This window comes from Streptomyces sp. NPDC005435 (assembly GCF_040703155.1).
In the GTDB taxonomy this organism is placed as follows: Bacteria; Actinomycetota; Actinomycetes; order Streptomycetales; family Streptomycetaceae; genus Streptomyces.
The window spans coordinates 95,414-113,291 of sequence record NZ_JBEXEQ010000002.1; the positions used below are offsets into that span (position 1 = coordinate 95,414).

The 17,878-nt window shown below is 73.1% G+C and carries 16 protein-coding genes; 9 read left to right on the top strand and 7 right to left on the bottom strand.

What is annotated here, in order from left to right; genetic code table 11:
* Positions 1–97: 97 nt before the first annotated feature.
* From AB0898_RS03485 to AB0898_RS03495, 3 genes are all read left to right on the top strand, one after another.
* Positions 98–2,197: a trypsin-like peptidase domain-containing protein gene (locus tag AB0898_RS03485; RefSeq protein ID WP_407078285.1), complete on the top strand. Its 2,100-nt coding sequence runs from the start codon at positions 98–100 to the stop codon at positions 2,195–2,197.
* A gap of 83 nt (positions 2,198–2,280) precedes the next feature.
* A complete protein-coding gene (locus AB0898_RS03490; RefSeq protein ID WP_366801135.1) occupies positions 2,281–2,736 on the top strand; it encodes a sec-independent translocase in 456 nt (151 codons plus the stop codon).
* Between the two features lie 268 nt (positions 2,737–3,004).
* The gene (locus tag AB0898_RS03495; protein WP_366801136.1) at positions 3,005–3,676 is read left to right on the top strand and encodes a hypothetical protein; all 672 of its coding nucleotides are present in this window, start codon (positions 3,005–3,007) and stop codon (positions 3,674–3,676) included.
* Positions 3,677–3,799: 123 nt separating this feature from the next.
* Here the strand turns inward: AB0898_RS03495 and AB0898_RS03500 are convergent, their stop codons facing one another.
* Genes AB0898_RS03500 through AB0898_RS03510 form a run of 3 tightly spaced genes read right to left on the bottom strand, consistent with a single transcriptional unit; the run spans position 3,800 to position 6,885 of the window.
* Positions 3,800–4,933 (bottom strand): Mrp/NBP35 family ATP-binding protein, encoded by a 1,134-nt coding sequence (locus AB0898_RS03500; protein ID WP_366801137.1) that lies wholly within the window; start codon positions 4,931–4,933, stop codon positions 3,800–3,802.
* A gap of 43 nt (positions 4,934–4,976) precedes the next feature.
* Positions 4,977–5,600, bottom strand: coding sequence for a DUF1003 domain-containing protein (locus tag AB0898_RS03505; RefSeq protein WP_366801138.1), 624 nt, complete (start codon positions 5,598–5,600; stop codon positions 4,977–4,979).
* Positions 5,590–6,885 carry a magnesium transporter MgtE N-terminal domain-containing protein gene (locus tag AB0898_RS03510; RefSeq protein ID WP_366801139.1) on the bottom strand — a complete coding sequence of 432 codons (1,296 nt, stop codon included), beginning with the start codon at positions 6,883–6,885 and terminating at the stop codon, positions 5,590–5,592. The genes AB0898_RS03505 and AB0898_RS03510 overlap by 11 nt, the downstream gene beginning before the upstream one ends.
* Positions 6,886–7,138: 253 nt before the next feature.
* Here AB0898_RS03510 and AB0898_RS03515 point away from each other — a divergent pair, with 253 nt between their 5' ends.
* On the top strand, positions 7,139–7,867 hold the full coding sequence (locus tag AB0898_RS03515; protein ID WP_366801140.1) for a hypothetical protein: 729 nt from the start codon (positions 7,139–7,141) through the stop codon (positions 7,865–7,867).
* Between the two features lie 64 nt (positions 7,868–7,931).
* On the opposite strand, the gene AB0898_RS03520 is transcribed toward AB0898_RS03515, so the two are convergent.
* Together AB0898_RS03520 and AB0898_RS03525 are read right to left on the bottom strand one after the other, a co-directional pair.
* Positions 7,932–8,462 (bottom strand): hypothetical protein, encoded by a 531-nt coding sequence (locus AB0898_RS03520; RefSeq protein WP_366801141.1) that lies wholly within the window; start codon positions 8,460–8,462, stop codon positions 7,932–7,934.
* An 85-nt stretch (positions 8,463–8,547) separates the two neighbouring features.
* Entirely contained in the window at positions 8,548–9,672 is a 1,125-nt protein-coding gene (locus AB0898_RS03525) for a magnesium and cobalt transport protein CorA (protein WP_366801142.1), read from the bottom strand.
* Between the two features lie 459 nt (positions 9,673–10,131).
* Between AB0898_RS03525 and AB0898_RS03530 the strand changes: the two genes are divergently transcribed.
* The 4 genes from AB0898_RS03530 to AB0898_RS03545 all read left to right on the top strand — a co-directional run bounded on the left by AB0898_RS03530 (position 10,132) and on the right by AB0898_RS03545 (position 13,994).
* Positions 10,132–10,716 (top strand): suppressor of fused domain protein, encoded by a 585-nt coding sequence (locus tag AB0898_RS03530; protein WP_366801143.1) that lies wholly within the window; start codon positions 10,132–10,134, stop codon positions 10,714–10,716.
* Between the two features lie 849 nt (positions 10,717–11,565).
* Positions 11,566–12,207 carry a DUF6758 family protein gene (locus AB0898_RS03535; RefSeq protein WP_366801144.1) on the top strand — a complete coding sequence of 214 codons (642 nt, stop codon included), beginning with the start codon at positions 11,566–11,568 and terminating at the stop codon, positions 12,205–12,207.
* A gap of 178 nt (positions 12,208–12,385) precedes the next feature.
* Positions 12,386–13,243: a PHP domain-containing protein gene (locus AB0898_RS03540; RefSeq protein ID WP_366801145.1), complete on the top strand. Its 858-nt coding sequence runs from the start codon at positions 12,386–12,388 to the stop codon at positions 13,241–13,243.
* Between the two features lie 145 nt (positions 13,244–13,388).
* Positions 13,389–13,994 carry a MarC family protein gene (locus tag AB0898_RS03545; protein WP_366801146.1) on the top strand — a complete coding sequence of 202 codons (606 nt, stop codon included), beginning with the start codon at positions 13,389–13,391 and terminating at the stop codon, positions 13,992–13,994.
* 47 nt (positions 13,995–14,041) lie between these two features.
* On the opposite strand, the gene AB0898_RS03550 is transcribed toward AB0898_RS03545, so the two are convergent.
* Positions 14,042–14,194, bottom strand: a complete 153-nt coding sequence (locus AB0898_RS03550; RefSeq protein ID WP_018544351.1) for a hypothetical protein — start codon at positions 14,192–14,194, stop codon at positions 14,042–14,044.
* 231 nt (positions 14,195–14,425) lie between these two features.
* Between AB0898_RS03550 and AB0898_RS03555 the strand changes: the two genes are divergently transcribed.
* Positions 14,426–15,319, top strand: coding sequence for an NYN domain-containing protein (locus tag AB0898_RS03555; RefSeq protein ID WP_366801147.1), 894 nt, complete (start codon positions 14,426–14,428; stop codon positions 15,317–15,319).
* Between the two features lie 68 nt (positions 15,320–15,387).
* Here the strand turns inward: AB0898_RS03555 and AB0898_RS03560 are convergent, their stop codons facing one another.
* Positions 15,388–17,760: a DEAD/DEAH box helicase gene (locus AB0898_RS03560; RefSeq protein WP_366801148.1), complete on the bottom strand. Its 2,373-nt coding sequence runs from the start codon at positions 17,758–17,760 to the stop codon at positions 15,388–15,390.
* Between the last annotated feature and the right edge of the window lie 118 nt (positions 17,761–17,878).

Consider the following 17,878-nt stretch of genomic DNA (forward strand, 5'->3'; position numbering starts at 1 on the left):
TGAAGCCGTGCCCGGACCGCTTCACCCCGGGCACCGCCAGGGGATCGACTTCCGCGGCCACCACCGACACGCGGCCGCGACCAGCCGTGGGGAGAGCATGAACGAGGGCAACCCGCCGTACGTCCCGAAGGACGAGCGGGAGGAACGGCCGACGCCTGCGGCTGGGCTTGACGGTGCGGAACCCGAGGCTTCTCCGGCCGCCGGGCCGGATACCGGTGGCGTGGTGGGGGGCGCGGCCCGCCGGGAGGACTTCCTGACCGGGGCGCCTGCGGCTGGGCTTGACGGCGCGAAACCTGAGGCTTCTTCGGCTGCCGGGCCGGGTGCCGGGGGCGTGGTGGGGGGTACGGAACGGCTGGGGGGCTCTCCGGTCGGGTCCGCGCGGGAGGCGGAGCCGGTGGATGGGCTGGTCGTGCCGGCGCGTGGACCGGAGCCCGTGGACGGGCCTGACGGGCTCGTGCGGGAGGCGGCGCTGGTGGATGGGCCGGTTGTGCCGGGATGGGAGCCGGTGGACGGGCCGGCCGGGTCGGCGCGTGCGGCGGAGTCGCCGGATGGGCTGGTCGTGCCTACGCGTTCGGCAGAGCCGGGGGACTTCCCGGTCGTACCGGCGTGTGCGGCGGAGTCAGGGGACTTGGTCGTGCCGGGGCGTGGACCGGAGACGCTGGACGAGCGCGCGTACGCGCCGGCCCGTACCGCGCCCGTCCGTCCCACCCCCCTGCACGACCCCGACCCCTACAGCACCCCGCCCTACGGCGAACCCGGCCCCTGGGCGCCTGCTCCGCCCTTCCAGGGCCCCGGAGTGACGCCCGCCCACGGGACGCCCCTCGTGCCCCCGCAGGCGCCGTACACCGCCGCCGAGGCCCTGCCGGACCCGGCGGTCCAGGCCCAGCCGCACGCCGGCGCCGAGCCGTACCCCCGTGCTGAGCGGTACGCCGGCGTCGAGCCGCTCGCCGGTACCGATCCCTACGCCCACGCCGAGCCCCCCGCCCCCACCCAGCCCCACCCCCAACCGCCCCACCCCGACCCCTGGGCCCGTTACGACCCCTGGGCCGTACCGCACGCGCCCCTTCAGCAGACCGGTGCTGGCGGGCCGGGGCCGCGGTGGCGGGGGTTGGTTGGGTGGGGGGTTGTTGTCGCGCTGGTGGCCGGGGGGCTCGGGGGGTTCGCGGGGGCGGCGTTGGAGCGGGCCGGGATCGGGGACGTGCATCTGCCGGGGGCGGGGAAGGTGCCTGCCGGGCGGGCGGCGGACAGTGTGGCCGGGATAGCCGCGCGGGCGCTGCCCAGTGTCGTCACCCTGCATGTCAGCGGCGACCACGAGGCCGGCACCGGCACCGGGTTCGTGCTCGACACCCGGGGGCACATCCTCACCAACAACCACGTCGTCGCGCCCGCCTCCGCCGGCGGCGAGATCACCGTGACGTTCAGCGGCGGCCAGACCGCCCGGGCCCGCGTCGTCGGCCGGGACAGCGGATACGACCTCGCCGTGGTCCAGGTCAGCGGGGTCAGCGGCCTCACCCCGCTGCCGCTCGGCGACTCCGACGACGTCCGCGTGGGCGACCCGGTCGTGGCCATCGGCGCCCCCTTCGACCTGGCCAACACCGTCACCTCCGGCATCATCAGCGCCAAGGAACGCCCCATCACGGCGGGCGGCGAGAAGGGCGACGGCAGCGACATCTCCTACGTCGACGCGCTCCAGACCGACGCGCCGATCAACCCCGGCAACTCCGGCGGCCCGCTCCTCGACGCCCACGCCCAGGTCATCGGCGTCAACTCCGCCATCCGCTCCGCCGACAGCGACACGGACTCCGGCGGGAGCCAGGCCGGCTCCATCGGCCTCGGCTTCGCCATCCCGGCCAACCAGGCCCGACGGGTCGCCGAGGAGCTGATCGACAAGGGGCACGCCACCCACCCCGTCATCGGCGTCACCCTCGACATGGACTACACCGGCGACGCCGCCCGCGTCTCCGCCAGGGGCGGCACCGGCGGCCCCGCCGTGCAGCCGGGCGGACCCGGCGACCGGGCCGGGCTCAAGGCGGGCGACCTCGTCACGGCGGTGGACGGCCACCGGGTCCACTCGGGCGAGGAGCTGATCGTGAGAATCCGCGCCCACCGCCCCGGCGACCGGCTCCGTCTCACCGTCGAACGCGCCGGGGCCCGGCACACCGTGTCCCTCGTCCTGGGGGCGTCAGGGCGGAACTGACCGAAGTCTCACCCGGCGCGGTACCGGACCGCCGACCGCGCCGGGTACCGTTGAGCGACCGAGGACATCCCAAGGAGCTTCAGGTGTTCAATGACATAGGGCCGCTTGAGCTGGTCACGCTCATCGTCCTCGCCGTGCTCGTCTTCGGTCCGGACAAGCTCCCCAAGCTCATCCAGGACGTCACGCGGACGATTCGCAAGATCCGCGAGTTCTCGGACAGTGCCAAGAGCGACATCCGCAGCGAGCTGGGCCCGGAGTTCAAGGACTTCGAGTTCGAGGACCTGAACCCCAAGACCTTCCTGCGCAAGCAGCTGGAGAACGACGACCTGGGGCTCCAGGAGATCCGCAGCGGCTTCGACCTCAAGCGCGAGATGACCGACCTCACGGACTCGGTCAACGGCCACGGCGCGGCCGTACCCGCCGCCCCGCAGGCATCCTCGGCCGGGCGGATCGACATGACCAAGCGGCCCGACATGACCAAGCGTCCCGACACGCCGGCCCCGGACGAGCGCCCGCCCTTCGACGCCGACGCCACCTGACCCGTACGGCCCACCCGTAGCGAGCCCCGTCTCACCCGTACGGCCCACCGCGCGACACGCGGCCGTATCCGCCCCGCGAGGCCCGTTCCACGGCGTGTACCTGCCGCCCATCGCGTCGGCCCGTTTCCCGCACGCCCCGGGAGCAGGGCGGTTTCCCGGCGGCTCCCGGTGGTGTGGATATGCTGCCGAGTTGTTGTGCGGACCGGGCGCGTACGCCCGAAGGGGGGCGGGCAGCCCCGGTCCGACGAGAGCGAGGAGGCGTCCGGGCATGGAGACGACGAGTCGGGTGGGCGCGAAGACGCCGGCCGCGGCGGGCGGACAGCGGGGCCCGTCCGGCCACCGATCGGTCGACGGCTATCTGCGGGCGCCCTTCCCGTGGTACGGCCTGGACGAGGCGTTCACGGGCGCCCGCTGGCTGATGCAGGTCGGCACGGCGGCCGACGGGGCCGTGGAGCACGGGTCGATCGGCCACGGCGACGAGCCCTCGGTGCTGGGCGAGTACAGCGCCTCGGCGGCCGACGAGGCCAGGGAGAAGTTCGCGGTCGTGGTGACCGTGCCGGTGAACCCCTCCCGGCGCAGCGCGGACGGCACCGGGCTCCTGGAGGCCACCTCGGTCTCCTCGGCGGCCTGGCTGGCCGGTGTGGGCCTGCTGTCGGTCACCTGGCCGGGCCAGATGGACCACACCCTGCGCGACGACTGGCTGGACCAGCAGACCGAGACCGCCTGGGCGCTCGCCGACGACCTCCAGGGCGAGGAGTGGTCCATGCTCTCCCTGCCCGTGGACGGCGTGGCCACGCCCTTCCACTACCGGGAGTCGGAGTTCGGCTGGGTGCTGGCCGGCTCCACCGGCTCCGGCGTCCACCTGGGCGCCTACGGGCGGGGCATGAGCGCGTACGGCCTCGGCTTCGCGGTGGTCAAGGACATCGGCGCGTACGCCTGACCCGCGACACGCCGTACGCGACACGCCGTACGCGTGACGGCGCCGGCCGCGTGACGTGACACGGCCGTACGCATGACAAAGGGGCGCCGATTCCTTCCCGGCGCCCCCGTCGCTTCCCGCGGTCTAGAACTTGTTGCGGGGCGTGATCCCCAGCGACAGCCCCGCCAGGCCCCGCTGGCGGCCGCCCAGCTTGCCCGCGATGGAGCGCAGCGCCGAGCCCGCCGGGGACTCGGGGTCGGTCAGGACGACCGGCTTGCCGTCGTCGCCGCCCTCGCGCAGCCGTACGTCGATCGGGATGCTGCCGAGGACCGGCACCGTCGCGCCCGTGGTGCGGGTCAGGCCCTCGGCGACGCTCTGGCCGCCGCCGGTGCCGAACACGTCGACCATCTCGCCGCAGTGCGGGCAGGGCAGCCCCGACATATTCTCGACCACGCCGACGATCTTCTGGTGCGTCTGCACCGCGATCGAGCCCGCGCGCTCGGCCACCTCGGCCGCCGCCTGCTGCGGGGTCGTCACGACCAGGATCTCCGCGTTCGGGATCAGCTGGGCCACCGAGATCGCGATGTCACCGGTGCCCGGCGGCAGGTCGAGCAGCAGGACGTCCAGGTCGCCCCAGTACACGTCCGAGAGGAACTGCTGGAGCGCGCGGTGCAGCATCGGGCCGCGCCAGACGACCGGCGCGTTGCCCGGGGTGAACATGCCGATCGAGATGACCTTCACGCCGTTCGCCGACGGCGGCATGATCATGTTCTCGACCTGGGTGGGACGGCCGTCCGCGCCCAGCATGCGCGGCACGCTGTGGCCGTAGATGTCGGCGTCCACGACACCGACCTTCAGCCCGTCGGCGGCCATCGCGGCCGCCAGGTTCACCGTCACGGAGGACTTGCCGACACCGCCCTTGCCGGAGGCGACCGCGTACACCCGGGTGAGGCTGCCCGGCTTGGCGAAGGGGATCTCGCGCTCGGCCTGGCCGCCGCGCAGCGCGTTGGCCAGCTCCCGGCGCTGTTCGTCGCTCATCACGTCCAGGGCGACGTCGACGCGGGTGACCCCGGCGACACGGGAGACCGCCGTCGTCACGCGCTCGGTGATGGTCTCGCGCATCGGGCAGCCGGAGACCGTCAGGTACACCGTGACCGCGACCGCGCCGTCCGCGCCGATCTCCACCGATTTGACCATGCCGAGTTCGGTGATCGGTCGGTTGATCTCGGGGTCGTTCACCGTCGCCAGTGCCTCGCGCACCGCGTCTTCCATAGCCATAAGGTCGATGGTACGGCGCGGGGTGGTGCCGTCGCGTAGCGCCTCAGCGGTCGTCTGCGTCACGTCCGGACGGCCGTTCCGCCCGTTCCGCCGGGAATGCGATACGGGACGGATGGCCGTCGTGGCGCCGCTCCTCCTCCAGGTCCCGGATCAGGTCCTGCAGCTCGGAGCGGATCCAGTCGCGGGTGGCGACCTCGCCGAGACCCATGCGCAGCGCGGCGATCTCCCGCGTCAGGTACTCGGTGTCCGCGATCGACCGCTCGTTCTGCTTGCGGTCCTGCTCCAGGTTGACCCGGTCGCGGTCGTCCTGCCGGTTCTGCGCGAGCAGGATCAGCGGGGCCGCGTAGGACGCCTGGAGGGAGAGCATCAAGGTCAGGAAGATGAACGGGTACGGGTCGAAGCGCACCACCGCCGGCGCCGCGATGTTCCACAGCACCCAGACGATGATGACGACCGTCATCCAGACCAGGAAGCGGCCCGTGCCGAGGAACCGGGCGATCCGCTCCGAAAGCCGGCCGAACGCCTCCGCGTCCCACTCCGGCAGCAGCCGGCGGCGCGGCGGGCGCGGCTGGTCCAGGCGGGGCACGCGGGGGCGCGCGGTGGCCGTGGCGCCCGCCGGGGAGCGCTCGCGGCCGCCGTCCCGGCTCCCGTCGCGCTCAGCCCCCATGGCTCGCGGCTCCCTGCTCCACCGCGCCGTCCAGATGGAACTCCGTCTCGCGCCAGTCGTCGGGCAGCATGTGGTCCAGTACGTCGTCCACGGTGACCGCGCCGAGCAGTGAACCGGACTCGTCCACCACGGGCGCGGCGACCATGTCGTACGTGGCGAAGAACCCGGCGATGACCGGCAGCGTGGCGTCCGGCTCCAGGGACTGCAGATCGTCGTCGATGAGCGAGCTGACCAGGGTGTACGGCGGGTCGCGCAGCAGCCGCTGGAAGTGCACGGTGCCCAGGTACTTGCCGGTCGGCGTCTCGTCGGGCGGGCGGCAGACGTAGACCTGCGCGGCCAGCGCGGGGGAGAGGTCGGGGTTGCGGACCCGGGCGAGGGCGTCCGCGACGGTGGCGTCCGGGCGCAGCACGATCGGCTCCGTCGTCATCAGACCGCCCGCCGTGTGCTCCTCGTACGACATCAGGCGCCGCATGTCGGCCGCGTCGTCGGGCTGCATCAGGCTCAGCAGGCGCTCCTTGTCCTCCTCGGGCAGCTCGCCGAGCAGGTCGGCCGCGTCGTCGGGGTCCATGGCCTCCAGGACGTCGGCGGCGCGCTCCTCCTTGAGCTTGCCGAGGATCTCGATCTGGTCGTCCTCGGGCAGCTCCTCCAGGACGTCCGCGAGCCGGTCGTCGTCCAGGGCGGCGGCGACCTCGGCACGGCGCTTGGGGGAGAGGTGGTGCAGCACGTTGGCCAGGTCGGCCGGGCGCAGCTGCTCGAAGGTGGCGAGCAGGCTCTCCGCGCCCTGCCCGTGCTCCTCCAGGGAGAACCCGGTGACGTCCGACCACGGCACGGTCAGCGTCTCGCCCTTGGCCCGCCGGAAGGCGCCGCCCTTCCTGCCCTTGCGTACGAAGACGCGGTCGACCTCCCAGTCCCGGCGGGCCGGGAGCTGCTGCACGGACAGGTCCAGGACGGTGACCTCCTCGCCGGTCTCCACCAGCGTCACCCGCCGGTCCAGGAGTTCCCCGAAGACCAGCCGTTCGGTGGGCCGCTGCTCGAAGCGGCGCACGTTGACCACCCCGGTGGAGATGACCTGGCCGGAGTCGAGTCCGGTCACCCGGGTCATCGGCAGGAAGATACGGCGCCGGTTGGACAGTTCGACGACCAGACCGAGGACGCGCGGGGGCCGCCGCCCGACGCGCAGCATGACGACGAGGTCGCGGACGCGGCCCACCTGGTCGCCGGTCGGGTCGAACACGGGAGCCCCGGCCAGGTGCGAGACGAAGATCCGGGGAGCACCGGCTGCCATGGCTTCGCTTCCTTTGCGTGGGGATGCGTGGGGATGCGGGGGGACGCGGGGAAGAGGCGGGGAAGTGGCGGGGGAGGGTGTGCGGAACGGGGTCTGAATTGCTCGGTTTTGCCGACTCGCGTGCGCTTCAGGCTAGCCCGTACCGATCGGACACGCCTTGGCGGACGGTCCGGACGGACTCGCTCCGTCGCCGCCCAAAGCCCCCGGTACGCTGCCGTACGCCGTTCGGAACGTCAGAGAGGCAGCCCCACCTGTGACCGCGATTTCCCGGACCCCCGCCCGCCGCCGTACCGCGCTCGGCGCGTGCGTCCTGGCCCTCGCGGCCATGGTGCTGACGGGCTGCGGCGACGATCCGGACGCGGGCACGAACGGCGTCGGCAAGCTGCCCCCGGACACGATCCAGTCGCGTGCCCGCGCGGCGGCGGACGCGGCGAAGGACGTCCACCTGGCCGGCACGGTGGTCACCGGCAAGGACACCTACCGGCTGGACGTCCGGCTCAAGGCGGGCGGCGCCAGCGGCTCGGTCACCGCCAAGGGGTCGGCGTTCCGGCTGCTGCGCGTCGGCGAGGAGCTGTATCTGAAGGCCGACGCCGGCTTCTGGAAGCGGGCCGGGGACGCCTCGGCGGCCTCCAAGCTCCAGGGCAAGTACGTGAAGGTCCCTCAGACGGACGCGGCGTACAAGAAGTTCATCGGCTTCACCGAGAAGGACGTGCTGATGTCGGGGCTGCTGCCCCTGCACGGCAAGCTCGCCACCGCCGGACACCACGAGCAGGGCGGCATCCGCACCATCCGGGTCACCGGTGACGGCGGCCTCGGCGGCACCCTCGACGTGTCGCTGGAGGGCACCCCCTATCCGCTGCGCCTGGTACGCGCCGGCCGGGCGGGCACGCTCACCTTCTCCGAGTGGGGCAAGGACTTCCGGCTCTCCGAACCGCCCGCGTCGGAAACCGTGGACTACGGCAGCAGCCTGCCCGCGTCCTAGGGGGTGTCGTCACCTTCCCGTCTGCGGGGCCTCCGGGCGGACGACGGGAAGGTGACGGCAGGCCCTAGCCCTTCCTGCGGCGCCGCGACAGCAGCTTGGGCAGCGCGGCCGGGATCGGCTGCCGGGTGGTCGCCGGGGTGGGCAGCGGAGGGGCGGCCAGGCTGCCGGTGGGCGGCGGCTCCACGGCGCCGGTCGGCACCAGGCGCACCACACGGCACTCGCGGGCCCAGCGCTCCGTCATCGTCTCGCTGTCGGGGGCGTTGAGCCGCTTGCCCTTCAGCTCGGCCACCGTCGCCTCCCACTCGGGCGAACCCGGGGCGAGCGCGTGCACGGTCGCGGGCCAGCTCACCAGCCGGCCCCCCTTGTCCTTGCTCCGCACCGTCACCTCGGCCCGGCCGCCGTCGGTGAGACCGGGCAGCGGCTGCTCACCGGGACCGTCCCCGATCAGACAGGCGGCGCCCTCGTGCCACACGTGCCACAGCGGGCGCGCGGCGGCGACCTCGGCCCCCCGGACCCAGATCAGCCCCGACTTCTTGGTGGCCTCCTCGATGAGGGCCTGGTCGAAGAGGTCCTGGCCGGGCAGCTCGCTAGTCATGCGCCCAGGTTAACCAGGGGCGGAGACGGCCCCGGCCGGGCGCGGGCACGGCGGCCCCGGCGCGCTCACCGCACGCCGGCGCGCCTCACAGCCAGCCGTTGCGCTTCAGCGTGCGGTGGATGCCGAGGCAGAGGACGGCCGTGACGGCCATGACCACCGGGTAGCCGTACCGCCAGTGGATCTCGGGCATGTACTCGAAGTTCATGCCGTACACCCCGCACACCATGGTGGGCACGGCGATGATCGCGGCCCAGGCGGTGATCTTGCGCATGTCCTCGTTCTGCGCGACGGACGCCTGCGCCAGGTTGGCCTGGAGGATGGAGTTCAGCAGCTCGTCGAAGCCGACCACCTGCTCGTGCACCCGGGCCACGTGGTCGGCGACGTCACGGAAGTACTTCTGGATGTCGGGGTCGATCAGCCGCATCGGCCGCTCGCTCAGCAGCTGCATCGGGCGCAGCAGCGGGGCGACCGCGCGCTTGAACTCCAGCACCTCGCGCTTGAGCTGGTAGATGCGCGCCGAGTCGACACCGCGCGAGACGCCGCCGCCCCGGCCGGGGGAGAAGACCTCGGTCTCCACCTCGTCGATGTCGTCCTGCACGGCGTCCGCGACCGCGAGGTAGCCGTCCACCACGTGGTCGGCGATGGCGTGCAGCACGGCCGAGGGGCCCTTGGCGAGCAGCTCCGGGTCGTCCTGGAGGCGGTGGCGCAGCGCCCGCAGCGAGCCCTGGCCGCCGTGCCGGACGGTGATGAAGAAGTCCCGGCCGGTGAAGCACATGACCTCACCCGTCTCGACGACCTCGCTGTTGGCGGTGAGGCGGTCGTGCTCGACGTAGTGGATGGTCTTGAACACCGTGAACAGGGAGTCGTCGTAGCGCTCCAGCTTCGGGCGCTGGTGCGCCTGCACCGCGTCCTCCACGGCCAGCGGGTGGAGCCCGAAGACGTTCGCGATCCCGGCGAACTCGGCCTCGTTCGGCTCGTGCAGACCGATCCACACGAACCCGCCGTCGCGCCGGACCTGACGCATCGCCTCCTGCGGGCCGAGCGGCTTGTCGCTCTCCACGCGGGTGCCGTCGCGGTAGACCGCGCAGTCGACGATGGCCGACGGGGTGGCCGGGTCACGCGTGGTGTCGTACGCGGGCGTCGTCTCCTTGCGCAGGGTCGGACGGGACGACGGGCGGACCACGGCGCGCAGGTCGCGGATCATCGACATGGGCAGGCTCCTTCGCGGGCAGGCAGCGCAAGCGCGGCTCGCGACGGCTGGAACTACCCGGAATGGGGACGTCCTGACTCCGTTGGTGTGGCACGTCCACAAAGCGGGGAGCACCGCACCGTCGCGGTGGCGACTTCGCTACTGATGCAGAACTGATGCGGATCAGGCAGATCAGGCAAAGCGAAACGAAGTGCTCTTCCGAACGGCGAGGCGAACGTGAAGGTGGCAGCCGGCCAGGAATGACATCAACGGCCGGAAGAGCGAGTGGTACTGCACGGTCGACTTCGATCCATGACAGCCCCACCTCCTCCGGCCGGTCCCTCGTAAGGGAGTCTCATCGGCGTCGGGACTCGACAGCGTGCTTCTGCACGCGGCCCCGAACCACCGGCTCAGCGTAGCAGCCGCCTGTGGTGTCAAGGCGCGGCTTTGCCTCCCGGTGACGAGTTCTATGCTCACGGCATGGTTGATGTTCTTCCTCTGGTCGAGGCCCGGTTGACCACCGCCCTGGGCGAACCGGACGCGCGCGCCTCGGTCACCTTCCTCGGCGCCGACCGCGTCGAGGTGCTCCGCTTCGTGGAGGGAGACCTCGTCCGCTACGCCAGCCTCGGTATGTCCGCGCACCCCATGACCGACCCCACGGCGATGGTGGCCGACCCCATTAAGGGGCCGCGCGCCGAGCTGGTCCTCACCGTCCGCGCGGGGCGCGCCGGCACCGACCAGGTGCTCAGGCCGCTCGCCGTGCTCGCCGCGTCCCCGCAGGTCGAGGGCGTGGTCATCGCCCCCGGTGCCTCCCTGGACGTCGGCGAGCCGCTGTGGCCCGGCGCGCCCTTCACCTCCGTCCTGGTCGGCGAGCCGGGCGGCCTGGTGGAGGACCTGGACCTCGACGCCCCGCTCGACCCCGTACGGTTCCTGCCGCTGCTCCCCATGACCCCCAACGAGGCCGCCTGGAAACGCGTCCACGGCGCACAGGCCCTCCAGGAACGCTGGCTGACCCACGGCACGGACCTCCGCGACCCGCTGCGCGCGGGCGTTCCGCTGGACTGAGCGCCGGGGTGAGCAACCTCACCAAGCTGCCGGAGCCGCACTGGAGTTGACCCGCACGGGCCGCAGTCGTACGGACCGGGTCCCCTCGGGGTACCGCCCGGGCACGGGGCTGTCGGCGGGGACCCGGGCCGCCCGGCCCCGGCCGTCGGTGGCTGCTCCGCCTCGGGCCGTTGGCCGCCGCGCCGCCTCGGGCCTTGGCGACTGCCCCGCCCCGGCCCCTCGGCGGCCACGCCGATCCGGCCGTTGGCCGCCCCACCCCGCCCTGGCCGTCGGCGGTCACCCCGACCCGGGTCTTCGGGGTGCGGGCCGGGCCCCCCGGGCGTCGCCCGGGCACGGGGCTGTCTGCGGCGGCCCGGGTCCTCGGCCGCCTCCGGCCCGGTCCTTCGGTCCGCCACCTCCGACCTGCGTCCTCGGCCCGCCACTCCGTCCCGGGCGCTGGGCCGTCATCCCGGCCGGGCCGTCGGTGGCGGGCGGGGTGCGACGGTCGCGGCCCCTTCCGTGGAAGCGGTGGCGGCGCCCGCCGGGCGTGCTGCCGGGGCCTTCGCGGCAGCGGTGGCCGCTGGCCGCCGGGTGCGATGCCCTTCGTGGGAGGGGTCGCGGCGGGCCGGCAGGGTGTGATGGCGGGCCCTGTGCGGCAGTGGGTGCGGCGGGCCCGCCAAGCCGCGATGCCGGGCCGTGCGGCGGTGGGCGTGTGGGGCCGTCAGGGTGTGATGCCGGGCGCCGTGTGGTGGTGGGTGTGTGGGGCCGCCAAGCCGCGATGCCGGGTGCCGTGCGGCGGTCGGCGTCGGGGGCCGCCGGATGGGTGATCGTCCTTGACGTGGGGCGGTGGGGGTAGGACCGTGGGGCTCTATGAGGGGCGAACCCAGTTGCCCGAGGTGTGGTGGCCGGGTCAGGGCTCCCGGTCTCTTCGCCGACTCGTGGCAGTGTGCCGCGCACGGGTCGGTGCAGCCGCTCCAGCCCGTGATCCCGCCGAGTGTCGAGGCGCTCACCGCCGTCGTCCAGCGCACGCACGTCCCGGTGTGGATGCCGTGGCCGCTGCCGGTCGGCTGGCTGTTCACCGGCATCGCCTACGCCGGTGACGACCGGGGCGGGGGCCGCGCGAGCGCCGTCGCCTGCTCGGGTCCAGGACCGCTCGGCGGCCCCGGCGAGCTGATCCTCGTCGCCGAGGAACTGGGTGTGGGACTCGGCGCGCGGTACGCCGGCCTGGAGGGCCCCGACCCCGGCTCGTATCTGAACGTGGAGAAGCCGCCGCAGACCAAGGTGCTCGCCGCAGGCCGCCCGACCCCGCTCTGGCATGTCTCCGGCACCCCCACCGACCGCGCCGCCTTCGCGGGCGAGGCGCTCGGGATGTGGCTGTGGGCGGTGATGTGGCCCGAGCAGTCGAGCCTGCTGATGTACGAGGAGCTGGTGCTCACCGACCTGAGGGACGCGGGCGCGGAGATCGACCTGGTGCCGTGCGGGGCGCTGTCGCCCCGGCTGATGCGGCCCTGAAGGACCCCAGATAAGGACCCCATAGGACCCCACATAGGGCGGCGCCACATGTGGAGCGGGCCCATGTGGTCCCCGCACACTGTAGGGGGCGCCCGGCCCGTGCGGGTGTGACAGGGCATCGGGTGCGCGCGGCTATCCTTAGGTGTTCCCTCCACCCCCGTCATCGTCTGGAGTCGCCGTGCGCATCGACCTGCACTGCCACTCCACGGCCTCGGACGGTACGGACACCCCGGCCGAACTGGTGCGCAACGCGGCCCGCGCCGGGCTCGACGTCGTCGCGCTGACCGACCACGACACCACCCGCGGCTACGCCGAGGCGACCGCCGCGCTGCCCGAGGGGCTCACCCTCGTCCCCGGCGCCGAGCTGTCCTGCCGTACCGACGGCGTCTCGATGCATCTGCTGGCGTACCTCTTCGACCCCGAGGAGCCCGCCCTGCTCGCCGAGCGCGAGCTGGTCCGCGACGACCGGGTGCCCCGCGCCCAGGCGATGGTCGCCAAGCTGGCCGCCCTCGGCGTGCCGGTGACCTGGGAGCAGGTGGAGCGGATCGCCGCCGGAGGCTCGGTGGGCCGGCCGCACATCGCGTCCGCGCTGGTCGAGCTGGGTGTCGTCGCCACGGTGAGCGACGCGTTCACGCCCGAGTGGCTGGCCGACGGCGGCCGGGCGTACGTCCCCAAGCACGAGACCGACCCGTTCGAGGCGGTCCGGCTGGTCAAGAACGCGGGCGGGGTGACCGTCTTCGCGCACCCGGCCGCCGTCACGCGCGGCCGCACGGTCCCGGAGGCCGCGATCGCCAAGCTGGCCGAGGCCGGTCTCGACGGCATCGAGGTCGATCACACCGACCACGACCCGGCGGCCAGGACCCGGCTGCGGGACCTCGCGGGCGAGCTGGGGCTGCTGGTCACGGGCTCCTCCGACTACCACGGCGGCCGCAAGACCGTCGCGCTCGGCGCGAACACCACGGACCCCGAGGTCTACGGGGAGATCATCCGCCGAGCGACCGGCGCGTTCCCCGTCCCGGGCACCGGCGGAGTCTGACCCACCGGGCCCCCTCAGCCCTTCCCTTCCCCCAGCAATTCCGCACGTCCGCCGCGCGCAGCGCCGTGGCCGGGGCTCTTCACGGCCCGGTCCCGGACGCCCGCGCGCGGTGGTGGCTCGTCATGCAAGGCACACAAGGCACCCCATGTTCGACCTCGCCGTCTTCGGCTCCCTGTTCCTGACCCTCTTCGTGATCATGGACCCCCCGGGAATCACCCCGATCTTCCTCGCCCTGACCGCCGGACGCCCGGCCAAGGTCCAGAAGCGGATGGCCTTCCAGGCCGTCTGCGTGGCGGGCGGGGTCATCACGGTCTTCGGCCTGCTGGGCCACCAGATCCTCGACTATCTGCACGTCTCGGTCCCGGCCCTGATGATCGCGGGCGGACTGCTGCTCCTGCTGATCGCGCTGGACCTGCTCACCGGCAAGACCGACGAGCCCCAGCAGACCAAGGACGTCAACGTCGCCCTGGTGCCCCTCGGGATGCCGCTGCTCGCCGGACCCGGAGCCATCGTGTCCGTGATCCTGGCCGTGCAGAAGGCCGGCAGTGTCGCCACGCAGGTGTCGGTCTGGTCGGCGATCCTCGCCATCCATGTCGTGCTGTGGCTGGTGATGCGTTACTCGCTGCACATCATCAAGGTCATCAAGGACGGGGGCGTGGTCCTCGTGACGCGGCTCGCGGGCATGATGCTCGCGGCGATCGCCGTGCAGCAGATCATCAACGGAATCACTCAGGTGATCCGGGGGAGCTGAGGCGGGGCCTCGGCTCCCCCGGAAGGCTTGAGTGCCGTGCGTACGCCCTACGAGGCCGTGGTGTCGGCCGGGCGGATCCACAGGCGCTGCCCGATGGCGGCGGCCTGCTGCACGATCCGATTGACGGAGGCGGCGTCCACGACGGTGGTGTCCACGGTCGTGCCGTCCACCTCGTCGAGTCGCATGATCTCGAAGCGCATGGCTTCTCCCTTCGTCTGGTCATCCTCCTGCGGAGAACTACTGGGTGCGACGTGTGGTGTCGCGGTGTTGCATACCTAGACAACGGACTGCGTGTTACAAACATTCCCTACGCTAAAGAAAATTTTCGAACGACTAATTACCCAACGGTAAGAACCCGCCCGGCACAGCGCTTTGATGGACTGAACGAGACCGGTTGTGTTCGCAGCGTGACGGCCGGGACAATGGACGTGATGAACGACGACCTGGCGGACCTGGGCGCCCGCATCGACCACACCAACGAGCTGCTCCAGCGGATGCTCGCCGAGGTGGCGAAGACGCCCTCCACCCACGCGATCTTCGTCGACGCGGGCTATCTGTACGCGGCCGCGGGCCGGCTCGTGGCCGGTACGGAGGACCGGCGCGCCTTCGACCTCGACGCCGAGGGCCTGATCGACGCGCTCATCGACAAGGCCCGCTCGATCTTCGCCGACAGCCGGCTGCTGCGCGTCTACTGGTACGACGGCGCCCGCCGCCGTATCCACACCGGCGAGCAGCAGTCCATCGCGGAGCTGCCGGACGTCAAGGTCCGCCTCGGCAACCTCAACGCGCACAACCAGCAGAAGGGCGTCGACTCCCTCATCCGCACCGACCTCGAATCCCTCGCCCGGCACCGCGCCATCAGCGACGCGGCGCTGCTCGGCGGCGACGAGGACCTGGTCTCCGCGGTCGAGGCCGCGCAGGGCTACGGCGCCCGCGTCCATCTGTGGGGCATCGAGGCCCCCGAGGGCCGCAACCAGGCCGAGCCGCTGCTGTGGGAGGTGGACAGCCAGCGCACCTTCGACCTGGAGTTCTGCAAGCCGTACGTCTCGCGCCGTACCGCCGCCGCCTTCGAGGCGACCGGGAACCGGCCCTCGCGGGAGGACGTGCGCTTCGTCGGCGCCCAGATCGCGGCCAAGTGGCTGGCCTCGCGGGGCCGGGACAGCCTCGGCGAACTGCTCCCGGGCCACCCCTATCTGCCCGGCTCCGTCGACCAGGACCTGCTGGTCGAGGCCGAGAACCTGCTCCAGTACTCCCTGCGCGGCCAGGCCGACCTGCGCCGGGCGCTGCGGGACGGCTTCTGGGCGCACCTGCAGACGCAGTACTGACCCGCGTACGCGAAACGGCCCGGCCCCCTTCAGAAGGGGACCGGGCCGTTTCGTACGACCGGTGAGGATCAGGCCTCGGTGGCCGCCGTCGTCTTGCGGGTGCGGCGGCGCGGCTTGGCCTCCGGCTCCTCGGTGGCCTGCGCCGGGATCTCCGCGGCCTCGGCCACGGCCTTCCGGGTACGGCGCGCCTTGGGCGCGGGGGCCTCGTCCCCGTCGACCGCCGTGGCGGTCGCCTTGCGGGTGCGGCGCGGCTTGACCTCCGCGACGTCACCGGCCTCGGGGGCGGTCGCGGCGGCCTTGCGGGTCCGGCGCGGCTTGGCCTCGACGGCCTCCTCGGCCGTGTCCACGGCGGTCGCGGCGGCCTTGCGCGTGCGGCGCTTGGGGGCCTCGGCCTCGGGGGCGTCGGTGGTCTCCACGGCGGCGGCCGTCTTGCGCGTACGGCGCTTCGGGGCCTCGGCCACCGGCGCCTCGGCCGGCGTCTCCACCGCGTCCACGACCGCCTCGGCGGCCTTACGGGTGCGGCGGCGCGGCTTGGCCTCGGCCTCGGTGCCCTCGACGGTGTCGACGACGGCCTCGGCGGCCTTGCGGGTGCGGCGCTTGGGGGCCTCGGCCTCGGGGGCCTCGACGGCCTCCGGGGCGACGGCGGCCTTGCGCGTACGGCGCTTCGGGGCCTCGGCCACCGGCTCCGCGACCGGCGTCTCCACCGTCTCCACCGCGTCCACGACCGCCTCGGCGGCCTTACGGGTGCGGCGGCGCGGCTTGGTCTCCGCGACCGGCTCGGCCACGACCGGCTCGGCCACCGGCGCCTCGGCGACGGGGGCCTCCACGGCCTCCGCCTGCTTGCGCGTACGGCGGCGGCGCGGCTGCTCCGGGGCGTCCACGACGGTGTCCACGGGGGTGTTCACGACAGCCGGGCCCTCCGCCGTGTCCACGGCGGTCTCGGCGGCGGTCGTCACCGGCTGCACGGCCGCGTCCGACGCGCCGTTGCGCGTGCGGCGACGGCGGCGCGGCGTACGGGTCGCCGGCGCCTCCTCGGTGGCGGCGGTCTCGACGGCCGGAGCCGCGGCACCGGACTCCAGCGGAGCACCGTTGCGCGTACGACGGCGGCGGCGCGGGGTGCGCGCCGGACGCTCCTGCTCGGCGGCGACGGCCTCACCGCGGCCACCGCGGTCGTCACGGCCACGGCCACCGCGGTCGTTGCGGTCGTTGCGGTCACCCCGGCCGCCCCGGCCGCGCGGCGCACGGCCACCGGGCTCGCCCAGGTCCTCCAGGACCTCCGCGTCGAGCCCGGCGCGGATGCGCTCCGAGCGCGGCAGGGTGCCCTTGGTGCCCTCGGGGATGCCGAGGTCGGAGAACAGGTGCGGGGACGTCGAGTACGTCTCCACCGGGTCGTTGAAGTCCAGCTCCAGCGCCTTGTTGATCAGCTGCCAGCGCGGGATGTCGTCCCAGTCGACGAACGTGATCGCCGTACCCTTGGCGCCCGCGCGGCCGGTGCGGCCGACCCGGTGCAGGTACGTCTTCTCGTCCTCCGGGGACTGGTAGTTGATGACGTGCGTGACGCCCTCGACGTCGATGCCGCGCGCGGCCACGTCGGTGCAGACCAGCACGTCCACCTTGCCGTTGCGGAAGGCGCGCAGCGCCTGCTCGCGGGCGCCCTGGCCGAGGTCGCCGTGGACCGCGCCCGAGGCGAAGCCCCGGCGCTGCAGCTGCTCGGCGATGTCGGCAGCGGTGCGCTTGGTACGGCAGAAGATCATCGCCAGACCGCGGCCGTCGGCCTGCAGTATGCGCGCGACCATCTCCGGCTTGTCCATGGAGTGACCGCGGTAGACGAACTGCTTGATGTTCGCGACCGTGACGCCCTCGTCGTCCGGCGCGGTGGCGCGGATGTGCGTGGGGCGGGACATGTAGCGGCGGGCGAGACCGATGACCGCGCCCGGCATGGTGGCCGAGAACAGCATGGTCTGGCGCGTGGCCGGCAGCAGGTTGATGATCTTCTCGACGTCGGGCAGGAAGCCCAGGTCGAGCATCTCGTCGGCCTCGTCGAGGACCAGGCACTTCACGTGCGAGAGGTCCAGCTTCTTCTGGCCCGCGAGGTCCAGCAGCCGGCCGGGGGTGCCGACGACCACGTCGACGCCCTTGTTGAGGGCCTCGACCTGCGGCTCGTAGGCGCGGCCGCCGTAGATGGCGAGGACGCGCACGTTGCGCACCTTGCCGGCGGTCAGCAGGTCGTTGGTGACCTGGGTGCACAGCTCGCGGGTGGGCACGACGATGAGCGCCTGCGGCGCGCTGGTCAGTGCCTCCGGGGCGGCGCGGCCGGCCTCGACGTCGGCGGGGACGATCACGCGCTCGAGGAGGGGGAGGCCGAAACCGAGGGTCTTGCCCGTACCGGTCTTGGCCTGGCCGATGACGTCCGAGCCCGAGAGGGCGACGGGGAGGGTCATCTCCTGGATGGGGAAGGGGTTGATGATGCCGACGGCCTCGAGGGCTTCGGCGGTCTCGGGAAGAATGCCGAGATCACGGAACGTGGTAGTCAGGGGAATGCCTCTTCTGTGTGCGCGG